The sequence below is a fragment of the Frigoribacterium endophyticum genome, from assembly GCF_011759585.1.
In the GTDB taxonomy this organism is placed as follows: Bacteria; Actinomycetota; Actinomycetes; order Actinomycetales; family Microbacteriaceae; genus Frigoribacterium; species Frigoribacterium endophyticum.
In genome coordinates this window covers 704,305-725,497 of record NZ_JAAOYV010000001.1, presented here as the reverse complement: position 1 = coordinate 725,497, position 21,193 = coordinate 704,305, and the positions used below count along the sequence as shown (strand labels likewise).

Annotated in this window: 18 protein-coding genes and 1 tRNA gene; 6 read left to right on the top strand and 13 right to left on the bottom strand. The window is 74.7% G+C overall.

The window, feature by feature from the left end:
- Positions 1-53 precede the first annotated feature (53 nt).
- The 3 genes from coaD to FHR77_RS03380 form a co-directional block, all read right to left on the bottom strand.
- On the bottom strand, positions 54-536 hold the full coding sequence (coaD, locus tag FHR77_RS03390) for a pantetheine-phosphate adenylyltransferase (protein WP_167258837.1): 483 nt from the start codon (positions 534-536) through the stop codon (positions 54-56).
- A gap of 111 nt (positions 537-647) precedes the next feature.
- The gene (locus FHR77_RS03385; RefSeq protein WP_341777202.1) at positions 648-2,873 is read right to left on the bottom strand and encodes an ATP-dependent DNA helicase RecG; all 2,226 of its coding nucleotides are present in this window, start codon (positions 2,871-2,873) and stop codon (positions 648-650) included.
- 47 nt (positions 2,874-2,920) lie between these two features.
- Complete coding sequence (locus FHR77_RS03380; RefSeq protein WP_167258836.1) at positions 2,921-4,627, bottom strand: acyl-CoA dehydrogenase family protein; 1,707 nt, start codon at positions 4,625-4,627, stop codon at positions 2,921-2,923.
- Positions 4,628-4,757: 130 nt separating this feature from the next.
- Between FHR77_RS03380 and rsmD the strand changes: the two genes are divergently transcribed.
- Positions 4,758-5,324, top strand: coding sequence for a 16S rRNA (guanine(966)-N(2))-methyltransferase RsmD (gene rsmD / locus FHR77_RS03375; RefSeq protein ID WP_341777201.1), 567 nt, complete (start codon positions 4,758-4,760; stop codon positions 5,322-5,324).
- 82 nt (positions 5,325-5,406) lie between these two features.
- Here the strand turns inward: rsmD and thiL are convergent, their stop codons facing one another.
- Entirely contained in the window at positions 5,407-6,480 is a 1,074-nt protein-coding gene (gene thiL / locus FHR77_RS03370) for a thiamine-phosphate kinase (RefSeq protein WP_167258834.1), read from the bottom strand.
- A 24-nt stretch (positions 6,481-6,504) separates the two neighbouring features.
- Between thiL and FHR77_RS03365 the strand changes: the two genes are divergently transcribed.
- Positions 6,505-7,101, top strand: coding sequence for a DUF3515 family protein (locus FHR77_RS03365; protein WP_167258833.1), 597 nt, complete (start codon positions 6,505-6,507; stop codon positions 7,099-7,101).
- 34 nt (positions 7,102-7,135) lie between these two features.
- On the opposite strand, the gene FHR77_RS03360 is transcribed toward FHR77_RS03365, so the two are convergent.
- The 6 genes from FHR77_RS03360 to leuC form a co-directional block, all read right to left on the bottom strand.
- On the bottom strand, positions 7,136-8,290 hold the full coding sequence (locus FHR77_RS03360) for a D-alanine--D-alanine ligase family protein (protein WP_167258823.1): 1,155 nt from the start codon (positions 8,288-8,290) through the stop codon (positions 7,136-7,138).
- A gap of 104 nt (positions 8,291-8,394) precedes the next feature.
- Complete coding sequence (locus tag FHR77_RS03355) at positions 8,395-9,408, bottom strand: NAD(P)H-dependent glycerol-3-phosphate dehydrogenase (RefSeq protein WP_056055762.1); 1,014 nt, start codon at positions 9,406-9,408, stop codon at positions 8,395-8,397.
- Between the two features lie 94 nt (positions 9,409-9,502).
- On the bottom strand, positions 9,503-10,327 hold the full coding sequence (locus tag FHR77_RS03350) for a lysophospholipid acyltransferase family protein (protein ID WP_341777200.1): 825 nt from the start codon (positions 10,325-10,327) through the stop codon (positions 9,503-9,505).
- Between the two features lie 6 nt (positions 10,328-10,333).
- Positions 10,334-11,701 carry a UDP-N-acetylglucosamine 1-carboxyvinyltransferase gene (gene murA / locus FHR77_RS03345; RefSeq protein ID WP_056053530.1) on the bottom strand — a complete coding sequence of 456 codons (1,368 nt, stop codon included), beginning with the start codon at positions 11,699-11,701 and terminating at the stop codon, positions 10,334-10,336.
- Complete coding sequence (leuD, locus tag FHR77_RS03340; protein ID WP_167258821.1) at positions 11,698-12,297, bottom strand: 3-isopropylmalate dehydratase small subunit; 600 nt, start codon at positions 12,295-12,297, stop codon at positions 11,698-11,700. The genes murA and leuD overlap by 4 nt, the downstream gene beginning before the upstream one ends.
- Positions 12,297-13,790 carry a 3-isopropylmalate dehydratase large subunit gene (gene leuC / locus FHR77_RS03335; protein WP_424955524.1) on the bottom strand — a complete coding sequence of 498 codons (1,494 nt, stop codon included), beginning with the start codon at positions 13,788-13,790 and terminating at the stop codon, positions 12,297-12,299. The genes leuD and leuC overlap by 1 nt, the downstream gene beginning before the upstream one ends.
- Before the next feature lie 211 nt (positions 13,791-14,001).
- Between leuC and FHR77_RS03330 the strand changes: the two genes are divergently transcribed.
- From FHR77_RS03330 to FHR77_RS03320, 3 genes are all read left to right on the top strand, one after another.
- Positions 14,002-15,471 (top strand): outer membrane protein assembly factor BamB family protein, encoded by a 1,470-nt coding sequence (locus FHR77_RS03330; protein WP_167258819.1) that lies wholly within the window; start codon positions 14,002-14,004, stop codon positions 15,469-15,471.
- Positions 15,468-17,078 (top strand): PQQ-binding-like beta-propeller repeat protein, encoded by a 1,611-nt coding sequence (locus FHR77_RS03325; RefSeq protein ID WP_167258817.1) that lies wholly within the window; start codon positions 15,468-15,470, stop codon positions 17,076-17,078. The genes FHR77_RS03330 and FHR77_RS03325 overlap by 4 nt, the downstream gene beginning before the upstream one ends.
- A 62-nt stretch (positions 17,079-17,140) precedes the next feature.
- Positions 17,141-17,827: an alpha-ketoglutarate-dependent dioxygenase AlkB gene (locus FHR77_RS03320; protein WP_167258815.1), complete on the top strand. Its 687-nt coding sequence runs from the start codon at positions 17,141-17,143 to the stop codon at positions 17,825-17,827.
- A 22-nt stretch (positions 17,828-17,849) separates the two neighbouring features.
- Here the strand turns inward: FHR77_RS03320 and FHR77_RS03315 are convergent, their stop codons facing one another.
- On the bottom strand, positions 17,850-18,389 hold the full coding sequence (locus tag FHR77_RS03315; RefSeq protein ID WP_167258813.1) for a hypothetical protein: 540 nt from the start codon (positions 18,387-18,389) through the stop codon (positions 17,850-17,852).
- 181 nt (positions 18,390-18,570) lie between these two features.
- Positions 18,571-18,643: transfer RNA gene (locus tag FHR77_RS03310), tRNA-Glu, on the bottom strand.
- A 93-nt stretch (positions 18,644-18,736) separates the two neighbouring features.
- On the opposite strand from FHR77_RS03310, the gene FHR77_RS03305 reads away from it, so the two are divergent.
- Positions 18,737-19,372, top strand: coding sequence for an MBL fold metallo-hydrolase (locus FHR77_RS03305; protein WP_167258811.1), 636 nt, complete (start codon positions 18,737-18,739; stop codon positions 19,370-19,372).
- 98 nt (positions 19,373-19,470) lie between these two features.
- On the opposite strand, the gene serA is transcribed toward FHR77_RS03305, so the two are convergent.
- Positions 19,471-21,060 carry a phosphoglycerate dehydrogenase gene (gene serA / locus FHR77_RS03300; RefSeq protein ID WP_056053508.1) on the bottom strand — a complete coding sequence of 530 codons (1,590 nt, stop codon included), beginning with the start codon at positions 21,058-21,060 and terminating at the stop codon, positions 19,471-19,473.
- Positions 21,061-21,193: the final 133 nt, after the last annotated feature.

Below are 21,193 nucleotides of genomic sequence, written 5' to 3'. Positions count from 1 at the left end.
TCGGGTCGCACGGGAGGACGGGCCGGGGCCGGCGACGCTGCCGTGCGGGTGGGTCAGGTGGCCGCGAGGTACTCGGCTACGCTGGCGGGGACGTACGGGGCGACGTCGCCGCCGAGCGCCGCGACCTGGCGCACCAGCGAGCTCGACACGTGGGCGTGGGCGGGGTCGGGCAGCATGAAGACCGTCTCGACGCCGGCGAGGCTGCGGTTCATGATCGCCATCGGGGTCTCGTAGGCCACGTCGACCTGCGACCGGATGCCCTTGACGAGCACGGTGGCGCCCACCTCGGTGCAGTAGTCGACCAGCAGGCCGACGCTCCAGCTGTGCACGGTCACCGACGGCGGGAGGCCCGCCTCGCGGAGCGACCGCTCGAGGAGCGAGACGCGCTTCGGCAGCGGCAGCAGCGCCGACTTGTCGGGGTTGTGGACCACGAGCACGTGCACCTCGTCGAAGACGTGGGCGGCCCGGGCGATCACGTCGACGTGACCCAGGGTGACCGGGTCGAACGACCCCGGGACGACGGCGATCCTGTTCATCCGCACACCCTAGCCCGTGCAGATGTCGCTCCCGGGGGCCTTCCGGCGAACTCGGAGCGACGTCGCCCGGGGCCCGTCGCGACCGGTCGGCCGACGGGGGCGGCCGCCCGGTCAGTTCTTCGCGAGGTACTCGCGGTCGGCGTCGTCGAGGCGGCGGGCGATGGCGGCGGCCAGCGCCGGGTGCCCGGTCAGCGCGGCGTCGCCCTCGAGCGCCTCCGCGGCGTGCTCGCGCGCGGTCGTGATCAGGTCGCCGTCGGTCGCGACCCGCAGCAGGCGGAGCGACGACCGGCCGCCCGACTGCAGGCTGCCGAGCACGTCGCCCTCCCGCCGCAGCTCGAGGTCGACCTGGGCGAGCTCGAACCCGTCGAGCGTGGCGGCGACCGCCTCGACGCGCTCTCGGGCGACCGTGTCGGGGGCCGCGTAGGTCACGAGGAGGCAGAGGCCCGGGTGCCCGCCGCGCCCGACGCGGCCACGGAGCTGGTGCAGCTGCGACACCCCGAAGCGGTCGGCGTCGAGCACCACCATCGTCGACGCGTTCGGCACGTCGACGCCGACCTCGATGACGGTCGTAGCGATGAGCACGTCGATCAGGCCGGCGGCGAAGCGCTGCATCACTTCGTCCTTCTCGTCGGCCGACATGCGGCCGTGGAGGGGCTCGACGCGGGCGCCCGCGAGCACGGGCAGCGACCGGGCGAGGGCGAGCACGCCCTCGACGCTCGCACGCTCGGGGGCGGGCACGTCGCCGTCGGGAGCGCCCTCGGAGGTGCCCTCCGGCGCGTCGTCGACCGGCGCCTCCTCGCCGGCCTCGACGCTGGCCGCGTCGATGGCGGGGCAGACGACGAAGACCTGGCGGCCCTTCGCGACCTCCTCCGCCGAGCGCTGCCAGACGCGGTCGCGCCAGCCGGGCCGGTCGGCCAGCGGCACGACGAACGACTCGATCGGCTGACGGCCCGCGGGCAGCTCGGTGATGGTCGAGACGTCGAGGTCGCCGAAGACCGTCATCGCCACCGTGCGCGGGATGGGCGTGGCGGTCAGGACGAGCACGTGCGGCGGCGTGCGGCCCTTCTGCCGCAGGGCCTCGCGCTGCTCGACGCCGAAGCGGTGCTGCTCGTCGACCACGACGAGGCCGAGGTCGTAGAACCCCACGGCCTCGCTGAGGAGGGCGTGCGTGCCGACGACGAGGTGCGACTGCCCGCTCACGATCGAGAGCAGCGCGCGCTTCTTCTCGGCGGTCGACATCTGCCCGGTGAGCAGGGTGGGCCGCAGCCGCGCCGCGAGGTCGGGGCCGAGCGAGCGCACCACCGAGCGGAGGTGCTGGGCGGCGAGCACCTCGGTCGGCGCGAGGAGGGCCGACTGGCCGCCGCTCTCGGCGACCGCGATCATCGCGCGGAGCGCCACGAGGGTCTTGCCCGACCCGACCTCGCCCTGCACGAGGCGGTTCATCGGCACGTCGCCCTCGAGGTCACGGCTGATCTCGGAGCCGACCAGCACCTGGTCGGCCGTCCGCTCGAAGGGCAGCGCGGCGTCGAAGCGCGCGAGCAGGCCGTCCGGCCCGGCCACGCGCGGCGTCGCGGGGGCGGTGCGCAGCAGGGCGCGCTGCTGCAGCAGGGCGGCCTGGAGCACGAAGGCCTCCTGGAAGCGCAGCGCGTCACGGCCGCGCAGGTGGTCTCGGTCCCTCTCGGGCCGGTGGACGAGCTCGTACGCGTCGCGCAGCGACACGAGCTCGAGCTCGGCCCGCACCGCGGCCGGCACCGGGTCGTCGATCGGCGGGAGCGTGTCGAGCACCAGCTCGACCGAGCGCTGCACCTGCCAGGAGGCGACGGAGGCGCTGGCCGGGTAGATGGGGATCGGCTGCTTCGCCCAGGCCTGCGCCTCGGCGTCGCCGACGCCCGCCACGGCCTCGTGCGACGCGTCGAAGAGCTCGTAGTCGGGGTGCGCCAGCTGGCGGAGGCCCCGGTAGTCGCCGACCTTGCCCGCGAAGATGCCCCGCGCCCCGGGCACGAGGTCTTTCGCGCGCCAGGCCTGGTTGAAGAACGTGAGGGTGAGGATGCCCTGGCCGTCGCCGATGCGCACCTCGAGGATCGAGCCACGCCGCGCCCGCATCGTGCGCTCGCGGACGTCGAGCACCTGAGCGACGATCGTCACCGACTCGCCGAGCGGCAGCTGGTCGAGCGCGGTCAGCTCGCCGCGCCGGGCGTAGCGCCGCGGGTAGTGCGAAAGCAGGTCGCCGACCGTGCGGAGGCCGAAGGCCTTCTGCATCGCCTGAGCCGTCCGCCCGCCGAGGGCACCGGCTAGCGAGGCGTCGAGGGGCGACGCGTCGAGCGGGGAGTCGGGCACCCCACCACGCTAGCGCCCGCCCCCGACAGCGTCGGAGCGCGACGGCGTCAGAGCGCGACCGCGTACCCGCCGGAGGCGCGGGTCGACTCCGCGAGCGCCGTCACGTGCCGGTCGTCGTTGACCTCGAGGGCCCGCAGCTGCCGGGCGACCTCCCGCGCCGACCGCTTGCAGAACCCGACGGCCAGGTGACGCTCGTCGGCGGAGCCGGCCCGCGCCTCCTGCAGGCTGGTGGTCGCGCGCGAGAGGACGGCCATCTGCGCGTAGACGCCGGAGGCGGCGTCGGCGAGGCGCTTCTGGACGAGCTGCTTCTCCTGCACGTGGCGGCCGTGCCGGCGGAGGGCCGCCTCGGCCCGCTCGCGCAGCTGCGAGACCTGCTCCCCCACCGCCGCGGCGCTGCGGGCGAGCGACGGGTGCACGCCGACCGGCCGCTCCGGCGAGATGCGCCGCTGCACCCGCCCCGCCACGTAGGGCGCGAGCACGCCGAGCGCCCGGGCGGGCTCGCCGATGCGGAGCGACGCCACGTCCGGCAGCTCCTCGCTGAGGGCCTTGAGGCCGTTGAGGGCGACGAACGCGCGCATGACGTCGTTCGCCCCCTCGAAGATCGGGAAGATGCGGAAGTCGCGGAGGGCCTTCGACAGCGGGTGCCCCTCCATGTACGCCTCGCCGCCGTGCAGCTGCACCGCCCGGTTGAGCGCGAACCAGCCCGTGTCGCTCGCGACGACCTTCGTCATCGCCGACTCCAGCGCGAAGTCGGTGTCGCCCCGGTCGACGAGACCGGTGGTGAGGTACGACATCGACTCGACGCCGTAGATCTGCTCGGTCATCCAGGCGAGCTTGTCGCCGACCATCTCGAAGTCGGCCAGGGGGCGGCCGAACTGGCGCCGCGCCTCCGTGTGCTCGACCGACAGCTGGAGGAAGCGCTTCATGCCGCCGGAGATCGCGGTGCCCATCGACATGCGGCCGTTGTTGAGGGTGTTCATGGCGATGCGGAAGCCGTCGCCGGGCTCGCCCAGCAGGTTCTCCGCCGGCACCCGGACGTCCTTGAAGTGCACGCGCTGCAGGTGGTTCGCCTTGAGGCCGTGCGTCTCGAAGCGCGGGCCCGTGCTGAGCCCCTCGGCGCCCTTCTCGACCACCAGCGCGACGTGGCCGAGCTCGCTGCGGGCGAAGACGGTGAGGACGTCCTTGTCGCCGTTGCCGATCCAGCGCTTCTCGCCGTTCAGCACCCAGCTGCCGTCCGGCTGCCGCTCGGCGCGGGTCTCGAGCGCGTAGGCGTCGCTGCCGACGTTCGGCTCGGTCAGCACGAAGGCCGCGAGCTTGCGGCCGCTCGCGAGGTCGGGCAGCCACCGGGCCTTCTGGTCGTCGGTGCCGTAGAGGTGCAGGGGCTTGGTGCCGATCGACTGGTGCACGCCCATCACCGTGGCGAGGGTGCCGTCGACCCGGCCGAACTCCTCCATCACCCGGCAGTACGCGCTCTGGCCGAGGCCGAGGCCGCCGTACTCCTCGGCGACGAAGAGGCCCGTCAGGCGGCGGTCGCCCAGCTCGCGGATCGTGTCGTCGCCGACCCAGCCCTCGCGCTCGGCGCGGAGCGGGTCGTAGCCGGCGAGCACCTCGCGGGCCGACGCGGCCGCGGCCTCGACCCTGGCCGCCTCCTCCGGCGCCATGTGCGGGTAGGGCAGCACGAGCTCGGAGGCGATCCGCCCCGCGAACAACGACTTGGTGAACGAGGGCCTCACGATGCGGTCGACGCTGGTCATGGGCCGATCGTGCCCGCGGCGACCTCGACCGCCAAACGCCTTGTGCCACCTCCACGACCGCTCACCGGCCGGGCCGCCGCCGCGTTGTCGACTTGCTCGAACCGCCTGGCCGATGCGTCAGGATGGCCGTGTGTCCCGCATCATCTCCGGCTTCGCCGACAACCTGACCCTCGCCGTGCCCAAGACGGGCACGCGCCCGACGAGCGACCGGGTGCGCGAGGCGCTGTTCTCGTCGCTCGACGCCCGCGACGAGATCGCCGGGCGGCGCGTGCTCGACCTCTACGCCGGCACCGGCGGGCTCGGCCTCGAGGCCGCGTCGCGCGGTGCCGCGACGGTCACGCTCGTCGAGAAGGCGCCGGCGGCCGCCCGCGTGCTGCGGAAGAACGTCGACGCCGTGGTCGGGCGCGCCCCGGGCGGCCGGGCACCGCGGGTCGACGTGGTCGCCATGCCCGTGCGCGCCTACCTCGTCGGCAGTGCGGCGCCGGTCGACCTCGTCTTCTTCGACCCGCCCTACGAGGTCTCCGCGACGGAGCTCGCGGGCGACCTGGAGGCCCTCCTGCCGTCGCTGGCCGACGGGGCCCTGGTCGTCGTCGAGCGCGCCACGCGCGACGGTGAACCGACCTGGCCGACGGGGCTCGGCCTCGACGTGCGCAAGAAGTACGGCGACACGACCGTCTGGTTCGCCGTCCGCGACTGAGCACGAGGCCCCGGGCCCGCGGCTCCGGGCCCGCGGCTCCGGCCCCGCGGCTCCGGGCCCTCCGCGGAGTCGCGGCCCGGCCTCAGCCCGCCTGCCCGCTCCAGAGACGGTACGGGTCCCAGCCGCCGACCTCGTCGAGGTCGCGACGCCCGACGGTGACGCGGGGCGCGCCTCCCCCGGCCTCGCGGACCACGCCGACCGGGCGGAAGCCGCCCGGCAGGTCGGTGCCGGGCGGGAACGTGGCGAACAGCGAGTGGTCCTCGCCGCCGCCGAGGGCGACCCGCGGGTCGGCGCCGAGGCGGGCCGGGTCGAGGTCGACGACGACGCCGCTCGCCCGGGCCACCCGGGCGGCGTCGAGGGCGAGCCCGTCGCTGAGGTCGAGCATGGCCGTCGCCCCCGCGGTCGCGGCGAGCCGGCCGTCGGCGATCGGCGGCGTCGGGGCGAGCTGCCAGCCGACGTCGGGGTCGCGCTCGCGGAGCGCCGCCGCGAGGTCGGCGTCGGGGGCCCCCTCGTGGTCGACGCCGAGGCGGAACAGCAGGTCGAGGCCCCGGGCCGCCCGCCCGAGGGCGCCGGAGACGGCCACCACGTCGCCCGGCCGGGCTCCGTCGCGCCGCACCGGCGGGCGCCCGCCGAGGTCGCCGAACGCCGTGACGGCGACCGTGAACGTCGTCGACACCGAGAGGTCGCCGCCCACGACCCCGCAGCCGGGAGCCATCTCGGCGCACGCCTCGCGCAGCCCGTCGGCCAGGCGCTCGAGGTCGGCGACGAGGGTGCCGGGCGGCACGGCGAGGGCGACGACGAGGGCGGTGGGCCGCGCGCCCATCGCGGCCACGTCGGCGAGGTTCGAGGCGGCGGCCTTCCAGCCGAGGTCGTGCGGGGTCGACCACGCGAGGCGGAAGTCGGGGCCGTGCACCATGAGGTCGGTCGTCACCACGAACCGACCGTCGGGCGCGGCCACCACGGCGGCGTCGTCGCCCGGGCCGAGCTGCGTGTCGAGCCCGCGGGGCAGGCGGGGCAGGATGCGCGCCAATGTCGCGAGCTCGCCCGCGCTCTCGACGGTGTCGGCGGCGGAGGGGGCGGCGGTGCCCCGGTCGGCGGGGGCGGGGGCGCCGTCGGCGGCGTCGGCGGGCTCGGCGGACGTGGAGGTGCGTTCCATGTGCACGACGGTAGCCTGGCCGGGATGTCCAGCCCCGCCCGGCGCCTGCGCCTGCCCCTCCTCGCCGCCACCGTCGCCGTGCTCGCCCCCGTGCTCGCGGGCTGCACCGCCGCCGTGCCGATGACGGCCGCCGACGACGCGAACGACCCGGCCTGCGCCCAGGTCACCGTCCACCTGCCCGAGCAGGTCGGCCCCGACAGCGCGCCCTACCAACGGCGTGAGACCGACGCGCAGGCGACCGGCGCCTGGGGCTCCCCCACGGCCGTGCTGCTGCGCTGCGGGGTCACCGCGCCCGCCGTCTCCGACCTGCCGTGCTACCCGGTCGCCGGCGTCGACTGGCTCAGCGACCAGGACCCCGACGACCCCGACACCTACATCTTCACGACCTACGGCCGCACCCCGGCCGTGCAGGTCATCGTCACCGACGAGGTGGGCAGCACGCCGCTCTTCGACCTCGCCGACGCGGTGGGCTACCTGCCGAACGACGGGCGCGCCTGCGTGGGCGTCGGCGACCTGCCGGGCGGCGACGGCGCCGACGGCAGCGGCGGGGCCGACGCCACCGACGCCCCGACCGACGGCGGTGCGTCCACCGACGCGCCCCGCGACTCCCCCACGCCCTAGGCGGCGGAGAGGGCCGCGCACGCGGCCCGGCGACCTAGCGGTCGGTCTCGAGGCCCAGCTCGACGAGCTCGGTGATCAGCTCGGGGTAGCTGAGCCCGCTCGCCAGCCAGCAGGCCGGGAACATCGAGATCGGCGTGAAGCCGGGCATCGTGTTGATCTCGTTGACCACCCAGCCCTCCGCCGTGAGGAAGAAGTCGACGCGGGCGAGGCCGGTGCCGTCGATCGACTCGAAGGCGACGGCCGCGAGGCGCTGCATCTCGGCCAGCTCGTCGTCGGCGAGCGGCGCGGGGCAGACCAGGTCGGCGCCCGCTCCGCCGAGGTACTTCGACTCGAAGTCGTAGAACGTGTCGGAGCCGAGCACGATCTCGCCGGCGACCGAGGTGCGCGGCGCGCCCCCGGCGCGGCCGCCGAGCACGGCGCACTCCAGCTCGCGGCCGACGAGGCCCGCCTCGACGAGCACCTTGACGTCCTCCGCGAGGCCGACCGCCATCGCGGCGGCGAGCTGGTCGGGGCCGTCGACGCGCGAGACGCCCACGCTCGACCCGGCGCGCGCGGGCTTGACGAAGAGCGGGTAGCCGAGCTCGGCCACCGCGGTCGTGACGCCCTCGGGGTCGGCCTGCCACTCGCCGGCCCGGACGGTCCGCCAGGGGGCGACGGCGATGCCGGCCTGCTGCAGGACGGTCTTGGTGAAGTGCTTGTCCATGCCGACCGCGGAGGCCAGCAGGCCCGCGCCGACGTAGGGCAGGCCGACGAGCTCGAGCAGGCCCTGCACCGTGCCGTCCTCGCCGAAGCGCCCGTGCAGGATGGGGAAGACCACGTCGACGTCGCCGAGCAGCCGCACGCTGCCGTCGGCCTCGACGACGCTGAGCTCACGGCTCGACGACGACTCCGGCCAGCGGACGCGTGTGCCGTTGTCGCGCACGACCGGGAGCGACTCGGCGTCGAGGGCGAACAGGGCCGCGTCGTCGGGCTGGAGCGTGAACGCGCCGTCGGCGGTGATGCCGACCGGGACGACGTCGAACCGGTCGCGGTCGATCGCCGCGAGCACGCCGCCGGCGGTCGCACAGCTGATCGAGTGCTCGCTGGAGCGGCCGCCGAACAGCACGACGACGCGCTGACGCCGCGGGGCGCCCGGCACGGCGCCGGTCTCGGTGTCGGTGTAGGCGCCGGTCTCGGTCTCGCTGCTCATGGGGCCCCTCTGGGTCGTCGCGCCCGACGGGGTGACCGTGGGAGGCGCGGGTGGCGTTCGTGACGGAGCGTCGCCCCCGGCGTGGTGCCGGTCGCCCCCGGCGGCTACTCGCCCTGCGGCTCGTCGGTCTCGGTGAGGTGCGGGGCGATGTTCCGCGGGTCCAGCGTACCGGCGAGGACCCCGGCGACCTGGGTCACGATGGGCATGTCGACGCCCCGCGACGCCGCCAGCTCGAGGATCGGGGCGACCGAGGAGAGCCCCTCCGCGGTCTGGTTCATCTGGCGCACGACGTCGCCGTAGGCGTAGCCCTGGCCGAGCAGGCGGCCGGCGGTGTTGTTGCGCGAGAGCGGCGACTCGCAGGTGGCGATGAGGTCGCCGAGCCCGGCGAGCCCGGCGAGGGTCTCGGCCTTGGCCCCGAACGACACCGCGAAGGCCGTCATCTCGGCGAGGCCCCGGGTGATGATCGAGGCCTTCGTGTTCTCGCCGTAGCCGACGCCGTCGACGATGCCGACGGCCACCGCGATGAGGTTCTTGAGCACGCCGCCGAACTCGGTGCCGATGACGTCGGTGTTGACGAACGACCGGAAGTACGGGTTCGTCGCCGTGGCGGCGACGGCCGTGGCGGTCTCGAGGCTGCGCGACGAGACCACGGCCGCGGTCGGCTGCCGCTTGGCGATCTCGAGGGCCAGGTTCGGGCCGGAGGCGACGGCGATGAGGTCGGGGTCGATGTCGAGCTCCTGCTCGATGACCTGGCTCATGCGGAGCCCGGTCGCCTTCTCGACGCCCTTCATCAGGCTGATGACCGGCACGCCGCGCGGCACGAGGTCGCGCACGGCGGCGAGGTTCTCCCGGAGGGTCTGGCTCGGCACGGAGAGGTAGACCTGCTCGGCCCCGGCCAGGGCCGCGGCGACGTCGGTCGTGGCGACGAGGGTGCGGGGCAGGTTGATGCCCGGCAGGTAGTCGCTGTTGCGCTTGCTCTCGGTGATCTCGCGGGCGAGCTCGGGGCGGCGCGCCCAGAGCGTCACGTCGGCGCCGCCCTCGGCGAGCACCTTCGCGAAGGTCGTGCCCCAGCTGCCGGAGCCCAGCACGGCGACCGTGCGCGGGATCGCGCTGCGCATCACGACGGAGATCGCCTCGGTCGTGACCGCGCCCTCGCCGAGGGCGCCGATGGCGTCCTCGCGGCTGGCGCCCTCGCTCGTGCCCTGGCGGTCGTCACTGCGACTCAAAGCGGCCGGTCTCCTTCTGGTCCTTCGCGTGCGGGTCCCACGGCTCGGCCGGCGGCGACTCGTCGCGCAGCTCGGCCAGCAGCTCGGTCACCCGGCGCATCACGAGCGCCGTCGCCTCGGCGTACGCCGCCTGGTCGAGCGGCCGGCCGCGCCACGGCGACAGGTCGACGGGGTCGCCGATCGCCGCGAGGATGCGCTTCCGCGGGAAGAGGCTGAGCTTCGAGGAGTAGCGGCCCATGACCTGCTGGCTGCCCCAGTGGGCCATCGGCACGAGGGGCACGCCGGCCTCGATCGCGAGGCGGACCGCCCCGCTCTTGCCCTTCATCGGCCAGAGGTCGGGGTCGCGGGTCAGCGTGCCCTCGGGGTAGATGATCACCCCGCCGCCGCTCGTGGCGAGGGCACGGCCCGCGGCGAGCGGGTCGCTCGCGTGCGTCGGTCCGCCACGCTCGACGGGGACGTGCCCCATGGCGCGCATCAGCGACCCGAAGACCGGCACCCGGAAGAGCGACGCCTTGGCGAGGAACCTCGGCACGCGGCCCAGGGTCCACATCAGGCGCGCCACGACCACGGGATCGATGTTGGTGCAGTGGTTGGGCGCGAGCACGAAGGCGCCCTCGTTCGGCAGCTTCTCGGCGCCGCGGACCTCGATCACCGCGAGGCGGTCGAAGAGCGGCGCCCCGACGGCGGCGACGGCGCGGAAGACCGCGCTCTTCTCCTTGCCCCGGCCGAAGCGGCCGACGCGGCGGGCAGGCTGGACGACGGGCACGTCGGGGTCGGCGGGACCCCCGTGCGCGCGGGCGGCGTCGCTCACGCCGGGCTAGCCCTGGAAGTCGAAGTCGGCGCCCAGCTTGCGCAGCTTCGCGATGAAGTGCTCGTAGCCACGGCTGATGATGCCGACGTTGGTGATCTTCGACTCGCCCTCGGCGGTCAGCGCCGCGATGAGGTGGCTGAAGCCGCCGCGCAGGTCGGGCACGCGGATGTCGGCGCCGTGCAGCGCCGTCGGCCCGGTGATGACGGCGGCCTGCTCGAACTCGCGGCGCGCAACGCGGCGGTCGTGGCCGGGCAGGCCGTCCTTGTGGACGACGATCTGCGCGCCCATGTCGTTCAGCGCCTCGGTGAACTGGAAGCGGTTCTCGTAGACGGTCTCGTGCACGATCGAGGTGCCCTGCGCCTGGGTCAGGGCCACGATGAGGGGCTGCTGCCAGTCGGTCATGAAGCCGGGGTGCACGTCGGTCTCGACGACGACGGGCTTGAGCTCGCCGCCGGGGTGGAAGAAGCGGATGCCGTCCTCGTGCACGTCGAAGTCGCCGCCGACCTTGCGGAAGACGTTGAGGAACGTCATCAGGTCTTTCTGGTCGGCGCCCTCGACGAAGATGTCGCCCTTCGTGGCGAGGGCGGCGGAGGCCCAGCTCGCGGCCTCGTTGCGGTCGTTGATGGCCCGGTGCGTGTACCCGCGGAGGCTCTTCACGCCCTCGATGAAGATGACGCGGTTCGGCTCGACCGAGACCACGGCGCCCATCTTCTGGAGGATGGCGATGAGGTCCATGATCTCGGGCTCGATCGCCGCGTTGCGGAGCTCGGTGACCCCGTCGGCGAGGACGGCCGTGAGCAGGACTTGCTCGGTCGCGCCGACGCTCGGGTAGGGCAGCTCGATGTTCGCGCCCTTGAGGCCGTCGGGGGCCGTCAGGTGGATGCCGTTGTACGACTTGTCGACCACGGCGCCGAAGGCGCGGAGCGCGTCGAGGTGGAAGTCGATCGGGCGGTCGCCGATGCGGCAGCCGCCGAGGTCGGGGATGAAGGCCTCGCCGAGGCGGTGGAGCAGCGGGCCGCAGAAGAGGATCGGGATGCGGCTCGAGCCGGCGTGCGCGTCGATCTCGGCGAAGTGCGCCGACTCGACGTTCGACGGGTCGAGGATCATCTCGCCGCGGGCCGGGTCGGTGATGCGCACGCCGTGGACGGAGAGCAGGCCGCGCACCACGTTGACGTCGCTGATGTCGGGGACGTCGCGGAGGATGCTGGGGGTGTCGCCGAGGAGGGCCGCGACCATGGCCTTCGTGGCCAGGTTCTTCGCGCCCCGGACCTCGATGCGGCCGATCAGCGGCTTGCCGCCGCGGATGACGATCTCGTCGCTCTTCAGACCCACTCGGGCTCCTGCTGCTGCTGCGTCTTGGACAAGGGAGTTCACTTCTTCACCGGCAATGTCTTCGGGCGCCAGGCGGCGCGTCGGGATTCGAATTCTGTGATGGCCGCTTCGTCGCGGAGCGTCAGCCCGATGTCGTCGAGACCCTCGAGCAGGCGCCACTTAGTGTAGGCATCGACCTCGAACGACACGGTCAGGTCGCCCGCCGTGGCGGTCTGCGACTCGAGGTCGACGGTCATCTCGAGGCCGGGCGTGGCCTCGAGCACGGCCCAGACGCGCTCGACGTCGGCCTCGTCGACCACGGCGCTGAGCAGGCCCTGCTTGCCCGAGTTGCCACGGAAGATGTCGCCGAAACGCGCACTGAGCACGACGTCGAAGCCGAAGTCGCGGAGCGCCCAGACGGCGTGCTCCCGGCTCGAGCCGGTGCCGAAGTCGGGCCCCGCCACGAGGACGCGGGCGCCCTGGTACTCGGCCCGGTTGAGGACGAAGTCGGGGTCTTGCCGGGCGGAGAAGAACAGGGCGTCCTCGAAGCCGGTCTTCGTGACCCGCTTGAGGAACTCCGCCGGGATGATCTGGTCGGTGTCGACGTTGCTGCGCTTCAGGGGCGCGGCCACTCCGGTGACGGTGGTGAACTTCTGCATCAGGCGGCGCCTCCGGCCAGCTCGGCGAGCGCGGGAGAGGCCCCGGCGCGCTCGGCGAGGAGCGCGTCGTGCACGGGGGTGCCGGCGAGGTCGTCGAGGTCGCCCGGGGCGGAGAGGGTGCCGCGCACCGCGGTCGCCGCCGCGACGAGCGGGGAGACGAGGTGCGTGCGACCGCCCTTGCCCTGCCGGCCCTCGAAGTTGCGGTTGCTCGTGGAGGCGCAGCGCTCGCCCGGGGCGAGCTGGTCGGGGTTCATGCCGAGGCACATCGAGCAGCCCGCGAAGCGCCACTCGGCGCCGAAGTCGGTGAAGACCTTGTCGAGGCCCTCGGCCTCGGCCTCGAGCCGGACCCGCGCGGAGCCGGGGACGACCATGACGCGGACGCCCTCGGCCTTGGTGCGGCCGGAGATGACGGAGGCGAAGGCCCGGAGGTCTTCGATGCGGCTGTTCGTGCAGGAGCCCATGAAGACCGCGTCGACCGGGATCTGCTTCATCGGGGTGCCGGCCTCGAGGGCCATGTACTCGAGGGCACGCTCGGCGGCGGCGCGCTCGTTCGGGTCGGCGACGGCGGTCGGGTCGGGCACGGAGTCGCTGAGCGACACGCCCTGGCCCGGGTTCGTGCCCCAGGTGACGAACGGCTCGAGGGTGTCGGCGTCGAGGAAGACCTCGGCGTCGAACACGGCGTCGTCGTCGGTCGGCAGCGTCGTCCAGTAGGCGACCGCGTCGTCCCAGTCGGAGCCGGTCGGAGCGTGGTCGCGGCCCTCGAGGTAGTCGAAGGTCGTCTGGTCGGGGGCGACCATGCCGGCGCGGGCGCCCGCCTCGATCGACATGTTGCAGATCGTCATCCGCCCCTCCATCGAGAGGGCCCGGATCGCGCTGCCGCGGTACTCGAGCACGTAGCCCTGGCCGCCGCCGGTGCCGATCTGGGCGATGACCGCGAGGATGATGTCCTTCGCGGTGACGCCCGGGCGCAGCGTGCCCTCGACGGTCACGGCCATGGTCTTGAAGGGCTTGAGCGGCAGGGTCTGCGTCGCCATGACGTGCTCGACCTCGCTGGTGCCGATGCCGAACGCCATCGCCCCGAAGGCGCCGTGCGTCGAGGTGTGCGAGTCGCCGCAGACCACCGTGATGCCCGGCATGGTGAGGCCGAGCTGCGGCCCGACGACGTGGACGATGCCCTGCTCGGCGTCGCCCAGCGGGTGCAGCCGGACGCCGAACTCGGCGGTGTTGCGACGCAGGGTCTCGATCTGGGTGCGGCTCGTGAGGTCGGCGATCGGCCTGTCGATGGCGAGCGTCGGGGTGTTGTGGTCCTCCGTCGCGATCGTGAGGTCGGTGCGGCGGAGCGGACGACCAGCCTGGCGGAGGCCGTCGAAGGCCTGCGGGCTGGTCACCTCGTGCACGAGGTGGAGGTCGATGTAGAGGAGGTCGGGCGCGCCGTCCTCCCCCTTGACGACGACGTGGTCGTCCCACACCTTCTCGGCAAGCGTCCTGCCCACGGGCACGCCCCTCTCCAGAGTTCTTCTCAGCGGAATGATCGTCGAAGTCTACGCCAGGGCCTGCCCGGCGACGTGAGGTGCAAGCGGCGGGGCACACGCTGCATTCCCGCGCCCCCGAGCGCCCCCGAGCGCCCCCGGCGAGGGTTCCGAATAGCATGTCGGCACCCGTCGCACGGTCGGCGGGGCCCTCGACGAGGAGGCCGACGACAGCATGGCGGGAGCGGACGGGACGACGCGGGCGCGCACGCCGCGGCCGTCGCCCATGCGCCGGGTCGTCGTCGCCGCGCTGGCCGTGGTCGCCGCGAGCGCGCTCGTCGCCGTCGGCGGGACGGCCGCGTCGCCGCGCTACGCCGACGGCGCGCCCTGGGGCGGCACGGCCGTGGACGACCTCCGGAACGCCCCGACCGGCACGGCCTGGTCCCTCGACCTGGCGGAGCGCCTGGCCCCGGGCGTGCCCCGACGCTGCCTCCACTTCTGGCCCTCCCCCGCCGTGGACGGGCTCGTCGCCGTCGGGGCCTCCGTCGACCTCGACCCGGGCACGGCCTCCGGCGGTCCGGACTGCCGCCGTGCCGCCCTCGACGACGGGGCGAGCCGCGTGGCCCTCGTCGACTCCCGGGACGGCCGGGTGCGGTGGGTGCACGACCTGGCCGACGACCTCGACGACACCGACCCCCTGAGCATCCCGGCGAGCCAGGTCGTGCCGGCGGCCGGCCGGGTGCTGGTGCAGACCCAGACCACCGGGTCGACCGTGCTCGTCGCCCTCGACCTCGTCGACGGCCGGGCGCTCGAGTCCACCCGCGGCCGCCGCGACGTGCCCTCGATCAGCGTCTCGACCGTCGGGCGGCTGCAGCTGCGCACCTCCTCCGGAGCGATCGGCTCGCCCGACCGGTACTCGCTCGTGGACGCGGCCGCCCTCGACGACCCCGTGTGGGAGGGGCGGGTCGACGCCGGCACGACGCCCCAGCTGCTCCCGGACGGGCTGCTCATCGTCGTCGACGGCCGCGCCGTCCGCGTCGACGGCCGGACGGGCGAGGCCAGCCCGTCGGCCGCCGCCGCCGACGTGGTCGCGACCGCGCCCGACGGGGGCGACGACGTGGCCTGGACGCTCGGCCGCGACGCCGACGGGAGGCGCGCCGTGTCGGCGATCGACGCCGACGGTGACCTCCTGTGGTCCGTGCCGAGCCCGACGCCGCGCCTCTCGGCCACCGACGGCTGCGTCCTCACCACCGACGACGGCGGCACCACGGCCACCTGCCTCGACCCCCGCAGCGGGCAGAGCCGGTGGACGACGGAGCTCGGCGCCGCGTTCTCGGCCGCCGCCGCCCCGGGCCAGGTGGGCGGCGACCTCTACGCCGTCGTCCAGTCCGACGACGGCGCCCGCCTCACCGCCCTCGCCGCCGCCGACGGCCGCGTCCGGTGGCGGGCGCCGCTGGGCGTCCTCGACGAGGTCGCCGCGGCCTCCCGCACCGTCGTCTACGTGCGCACCGACGGCTCCCCCACCGCGGGCCGGGGCCTCAGCGCCTACGACGCCGCGACGGGTGCCCGACTCTGGTCGCTGCGCTCCGACGACCGGGTGTCGTTCTGGGGCGGCGGCCTGGTCTCGATCGACGGCCGCGGCGTGGCCACGCGCCTCGTCGACCGCACGAGCGTGGTGGCCGGGCTGGCCGGAGGCGCGGCGTGAGCCCCGAGGGGCGGCCCGGCTGGGCCCCGGCGCGGCCGACCCCGGACGTCGCCGTGTGGGAGCCCGCCCGCCGCGGGAGCACGAGCGAAGCCCCCGGACGGGACGACGACGAGGCCGGTGCCGGCGAGGGGGCCGGACGGACCGGACGAGGCCCGGCCGCCCCGGGGCCGCGACGCCCCGCGTGGTGGCACCGCGCCTCCCGCGGTCGCCGCCTCGCCCTCGGCTACGCCGCGCTGCTCCTGGCCGCCGCCCTGCCCGCGGCCCTCCTCGCCCCGGGCCAGCCGCAGTACGGCGCCGAGCCGCCCTGGCGCGGCGTCGAGACGGTCGACCTGCGGCAGGAGCCGACCACCGGGTGGTCGGTCGCGCTCGCGGAGACCCTCGCGCCCGGGTTCCGGCCCGCGTGCCTGCGCTTCCCGACCGCGACGGTCGACACCGGCCGCGTGCTCGTCAGCGCGGGGCCGGGCTGGACGTACGGCTTCGCGAACGACGCGGGCTGCGGCAGCGAGACGACCGGCGTGGGCTCCCGGCTCGCGCTGCTCGACACCGGGCGGGGCACGTTCAGCTGGGTGCACGACGTCGCCGACGACGCCGCCCGGCTCGGCCTCGAGGGGCCGGTCGACGTCGCCGCGGCCTCGCTCGCCGGCGACACGGGCCTCGTCGTCGTCCGCGTCGTCGCGGGCGAGCGGGCGGTGCTGCTCACCCTGTCGCTCGCGGACGGCTCGACGGTCGGGGCGTCGGAGCCGCGGGCGACGACCGAGACCGACCGGTTCCAGGCCGCGGGCACGGTCGTCGTGACGGGGCGCCAGCCGGCGGCCGGGGCGCGCTACAGCTACGAGCTGCGCGACGTGCGCGACCTGGGCCGGGTGACCTGGGCGGGGCGGGGCACGACGAGCGGCACCGTGCTGGCCCTCGACGACCGGCTGGTCGTCGCCACCCCCGAGGGCACCCTGCAGGTCGACCCGACCTCGGGCGTCGCCCGCCCCTGGGGCACGCGCCTCGACGAGCTCTCGGGGCACCTCGTCCACGACGGGCTGCTGATCGGGCCGACCGGCGCCGGCGGCGGCGTGACCGCCCGGGGCGCGGACGGCGAGGTGCGGTGGCGCTCCCCCTCGGACGTCCGCGGCACGCTCGACGAGGGCCGGTCGTGCCTGCTGGTCAGCGACGTCGACCGCGACCGGCTCACCTGCCTCTCGTGGACGACCGGCCGGGCCACCTGGAGCCGCGAGGGGCTCGGTGCCACCGGCGCGGCCGGGGTGGTCGGGCAGACCGACGACCGGGTCTACGCGAGCTCGTCGGCGCCGGGCGACCGGCCGCTCGAGGTGCAGGCGCTGGACGGCGCGACCGGGCGCACCCTGACCCGCTTCGACCTGCCCACCGGCGCCGTCCTCGCCGCCGTCGGCCGGACCGTGGGCTACGCCCTCGCCTACGGCAGCTCGGGCGGGCGCTCGACGGTGGTCGCCTACGACCTCGCGAGCGGCGAGCGGCTGTGGACCCACACCGGCCAGCTGCAGGTCTCGATCTGGGCCGGGCACCCGGTCGACGTCGACGTCGAGGGCCGGGCGGGCGAGCTCGCCGCCCCGGAGGCGCGGGTCGTCGCCGGCGGGTGAGCGACGCGCCCGGGGCGGGCGCGGACTAGAACACGTGTTCGAACGGAGCGTAGGGTGACGCCATGGTCATCCCCTTCACCGCCTCGCTGCTCGACTCCCTCGACGACGGCCCCGAGCTGCTCCCGCTCGCCGGCCGCGTGCGGCGGCTCGAGCTCGGCGACGGCGCCTGGCTCGACCTCGTGCCCGGCTGGGCGACCGCCTCCGACGCCCTCTTCGAGCGGCTCGTCACCGACGTGCCCTGGCAGGCGGACCGCCGCACCATGTACGACCGCGTCGTCGAGGTGCCGCGCCTCGTCTCGTCGTACGGCGTCGGCGACGCCCTGCCCGACCCCGTCCTCGCCGCGGCCCGTGACGACCTCAACGACCACTACGCCCGGCGGGGCGCGCCCGACGAACAGCTCTTCCGCCGTGCCGGGCTGTGCTTCTACCGCACCGGCGACGACAGCATCGCCTGGCACGGCGACCGGGTCGGCTCCGGCCTCGGCCGCGACACGATGGTCGGCATCCTGTCCCTCGGCGCTCCCCGCACCCTCGCGGTCCGCTCGCGACGCACGGGGCGGGTCGACAGGTTCCCGCTCGGCCACGGCGACCTGCTCGTCATGGGCGGGAGCTGCCAGCGCACCCACGAGCACGCGATCGCGAAGACGAGGAAGGCGGTCGGGCCGCGCATCTCGGTGCAGTTCCGCCCCCGGTGGGACGAGGGAGTCGCGGGGCGCGCCGCGCAGGCCGGCGCGGCCCCGAGGGCGTGACGACGAGCACCCCGGCGCGGCACTAGGCGGCCGGGGGCACCTCGAGGGCGACCCGCGCCTCCCCCGGGCCGCCGCAGACGGCGTCGCCGCCGACGCGCTCGAAGCGGAGCCCCGCGGTGCGCGACGCGGCGAGGACGAGACCGACGTCGCCGCCGTCGGACCAGGCCCGCACGTCGACCTCGTCGGGGAAGGAGCCGTCGGGCGACGACGACCCGCCCCACGACGAGATGACCCAGGTGCCGTCGGGGGCCCGCTCGGCCGGGCCGGGCCAGAGCCACGGCCCGATGTCGGGGCCGTCGGCGGCCGGCCGGTCGTCGACCGGGCCCTCCTGCGGCACGGGCGGCGACACGACGGCTCCGACGGGCACCAGCTCGACGACCGCCACGCGCTCGGCGGCCCCCGAGACCTCCACGACCACGGTCGTGCCCCAGGCGACGGCCGGGCAGGCGACGACGGGCCCTCCGATCGACCTCAGGGCGAGCAGCACCGCGCCGAGCGTGACCACGACGAGGCAGGCGAGCCCGACGAGCAGGCCCGCGCGCGTGGTCCGGTCGGAGGGCATGCCCCGAGCATCGAGCACGGGAGGCGGGCCGTCGAGGGCGGCGGCCGGGTCGTGACCGAGACGTGACGACGTCCCACGTGCACCGGGAGGGTCGAGACGCCCTGGAACGACGAATCCCGCCCGGCGTGTGCCGGGCGGGATCTCGTGGTTGCTGAACGGTGGTGGTGACCGATCAGATCGGTGACCCCAACGGGATTCGAACCCGTGTTACCGCCGTGAGAGGGCGACGTACTAGGCCACTATACGATGGGGCCGTTTTTGCAACTCGTCGAGTATGCCACAGCCTCGCGAACGAGTACAAATCGAGCCCGCCGCGCGTGTCGCGGAGCGGGCGTACAGTCAGCCGCATGCGCCTGACCAAGCTCGAGCACGCCGCCTTCGTCGTCGAGGAGGACGGGCGGAAGCTCGTCGTCGACCCCGGCTCCTTCACCTCGCCGCAGGTCGACCTGCACGACGTCGTCGCCGTGGTCGTCACCCACGAGCACCCCGACCACTGGACCCCCGACCAGCTCGGCCACCTGCTCGCCACGAACCCCGGGGCGACGATCTACGGCCCGGCCGGGGTCGCGGAGGCCGCCGAGGGGTTCGACGTCCACGTCGTGGCCGACGGCGACACCGTCGAGGCGGGGCCCTTCACCCTCGCCTTCCACGGCTCGCGCCACGCCGTCATCCACGAGTCGATCCCCGTCATCGACAACGTGGGGGTGCTCGTCAACGGCCGCCTCTTCTACCCGGGCGACGCGTTCACCGTCCCGCCGGTGCCGGTCGAGACCCTGGCGGCACCGGTCGGCGCGCCCTGGCTCAAGATCGGCGAGGCGATGGACTACGTGACGGCCGTCGCGCCGACGCGGCTCTTCCCCGTCCACGAGCAGACGCTGTCGGCGGCGGGCTTCGGCATGCACGCCGACCGGCTGCGGGCGAGCGTCGAGGCCCTCGGGGGCACGGCCGTCGTCCTGGCGGCGCACGAGTCCCTCGAGGTCTGACCCGCGACTCCCGCGGCTCCCGGCCCCTGCACCGCGTGACGGCGCCCCGCCTCCCGACCGGGAGACGGGGCGCCGTCACGGGGGCTCCTCGACGTGAGCTAGAGAGTCACGTCGATCTCGCGCAGCAGCTGCGCGTCGATGGCGACGCGCACCGTCTCGAGCAGCTCGTCGGGGGCGGGGCTGTCGATGGTGAGGACGCTGAGGGCCTGGCCGCCCGCGCTGCGACGGGCGATCTGCATGCCGGCGATGTTGATGCCGGCGTCGCCGAACTCCTTGCCGTAGACGGCGACGATGCCGGGGCGGTCGCCGTAGACCATGACGAGGTGGTGCGCCGCGATCGGCACCTCGACGTCGTACCCGTTGATCTCGACGATCTTCTCGACCTGCTTGGTGCCGGTCAGGGTGCCCGACACGCTGATCTGGCCGCCGTCGCTGAGCGAGCCGCGGATGGTCAGGACGTTGCGGTACTCCTCGCTCGTCGGGTCGGTGAGCAGCCGCACGGTGATGCCGCGCTGCTCGGCGAGCAGCGGCGCGTTCACGTAGCTGACCGACTCGCTGACGATGTTCGTGAAGACGCCCTTGAGGGCCGCGAGCTTGAGCACGCTGACGTCGTGCTCGACGAGGTCGCCGCGCACCTCGACGTCGATGCTGGTGAGGGGCGAGTCGGCGAGCCCGGCGAACACCTGGCCGATCTTCTCGAGCAGCGGGATGCCGGGGCGCACGTACGGGTCGATGACGCCGCCGGCGACGTTGACGGCGTCGGGCACGAGCTCGCCGCCGAGGGCCAGGCGGACGGACTTGGCGACCGACACGCCCGCCTTCTCCTGCGCCTCGTCCGTCGACGCGCCGAGGTGCGGGGTGACGACGACGTTCTCGAGGCCGAGCAGCGCCTGGTCGACGGGGGGCTCCGAGGTGAAGACGTCGAGGCCGGCACCGGCGATCTCGCCCGTGGTCAGGGCCGTGTAGAGGTCGGCCTCGTCGATCAGGCCGCCGCGGGCCACGTTGACGACGAACGCCGTCGGCTTCATGGCCTTCATCTGCTCGAGGCCGATCATGCCCGTCGTCTCGGGCGTCTTCGGCATGTGGATGGTGACGAAGTCGGCGGTGGCCAGCAGCTCGTCGAGCGAGAGCAGGGTGACGCCGAGCTGCTGCGCGCGGGCCGGCGTGACGTAGGGGTCGTAGGCGACCACGTTCACCCCGAAGGCCTGGAGGCGCGCGGTGATCAGGGCCCCGATGCGCCCGAGGCCGACGATGCCGACGGTCTTCTCGAACAGCTCGACGCCGGTGTACTTCGAGCGCTTCCACTGCCCCTGGGCCAGCGCGGCGTGCGCGGCGGGGATGTGGCGCGCGAGGCTGAGGATGTGGCCGACGGTGAGCTCGGCGGCCGAGATGATGTTCGACGTCGGGGCGTTGACGACCATGACGCCCGCCGTCGTGGCGGCCTTGATGTCGACGTTGTCGAGGCCGACGCCCGCACGGGCCACGACCTGGAGGTGCGGCGCGGCGGCGATGGCCTCGGCGTCGACCTGCGTCGCGGAGCGGACCAGGATCGCGTTCGCCTCCGCGAGGGCGGCGAGCAGCGCGGGCCGGTCGGTGCCGTCCACGCTCCTCACGTCGAAGTCGGGGCCGAGGGCCTCGACGGTGGCGGGTGAGAGCTCTTCAGCGATCAGAACGACGGGCTTGGCCACGGAGACAGGGTCCTAACGAGAGGGTGCAGGGGAGCGCCGCGACGCGCCGTGGGCGCGGCTGCTGGTCACTCTAGCGACTCGTCGGAGGGCCCAGGCGCAGATGACGCCGGCGGTCACGGGGGCCTGCACCGCG

Excerpts from the sequence above, each read along its gene's own strand:
- FHR77_RS03315 (WP_167258813.1), bottom strand. The coding sequence starts at position 18,389 with ATGCCCTCCGACCGGACCACGCGCGCGGGCCTGCTCGTCGGGCTCGCC.
- FHR77_RS03355 (WP_056055762.1), bottom strand. The coding sequence starts at position 9,408 with ATGCGCAGCGCGATCCCGCGCACGGTCGCCGTGCTGGGCTCCGGCAGC.
- FHR77_RS03330 (WP_167258819.1), top strand. The coding sequence starts at position 14,002 with ATGGCGGGAGCGGACGGGACGACGCGGGCGCGCACGCCGCGGCCGTCG.
- FHR77_RS03365 (WP_167258833.1), top strand. The coding sequence starts at position 6,505 with ATGTCCAGCCCCGCCCGGCGCCTGCGCCTGCCCCTCCTCGCCGCCACC.
- FHR77_RS03360 (WP_167258823.1), bottom strand. The coding sequence starts at position 8,290 with ATGAGCAGCGAGACCGAGACCGGCGCCTACACCGACACCGAGACCGGC.
- thiL (WP_167258834.1), bottom strand. The coding sequence starts at position 6,480 with ATGGAACGCACCTCCACGTCCGCCGAGCCCGCCGACGCCGCCGACGGC.
- FHR77_RS03305 (WP_167258811.1), top strand. The coding sequence starts at position 18,737 with ATGCGCCTGACCAAGCTCGAGCACGCCGCCTTCGTCGTCGAGGAGGAC.
- FHR77_RS03380 (WP_167258836.1), bottom strand. The coding sequence starts at position 4,627 with ATGACCAGCGTCGACCGCATCGTGAGGCCCTCGTTCACCAAGTCGTTG.
- leuD (WP_167258821.1), bottom strand. The coding sequence starts at position 12,297 with ATGCAGAAGTTCACCACCGTCACCGGAGTGGCCGCGCCCCTGAAGCGC.
- coaD (WP_167258837.1), bottom strand. The coding sequence starts at position 536 with ATGAACAGGATCGCCGTCGTCCCGGGGTCGTTCGACCCGGTCACCCTG.
- FHR77_RS03320 (WP_167258815.1), top strand. The coding sequence starts at position 17,141 with ATGGTCATCCCCTTCACCGCCTCGCTGCTCGACTCCCTCGACGACGGC.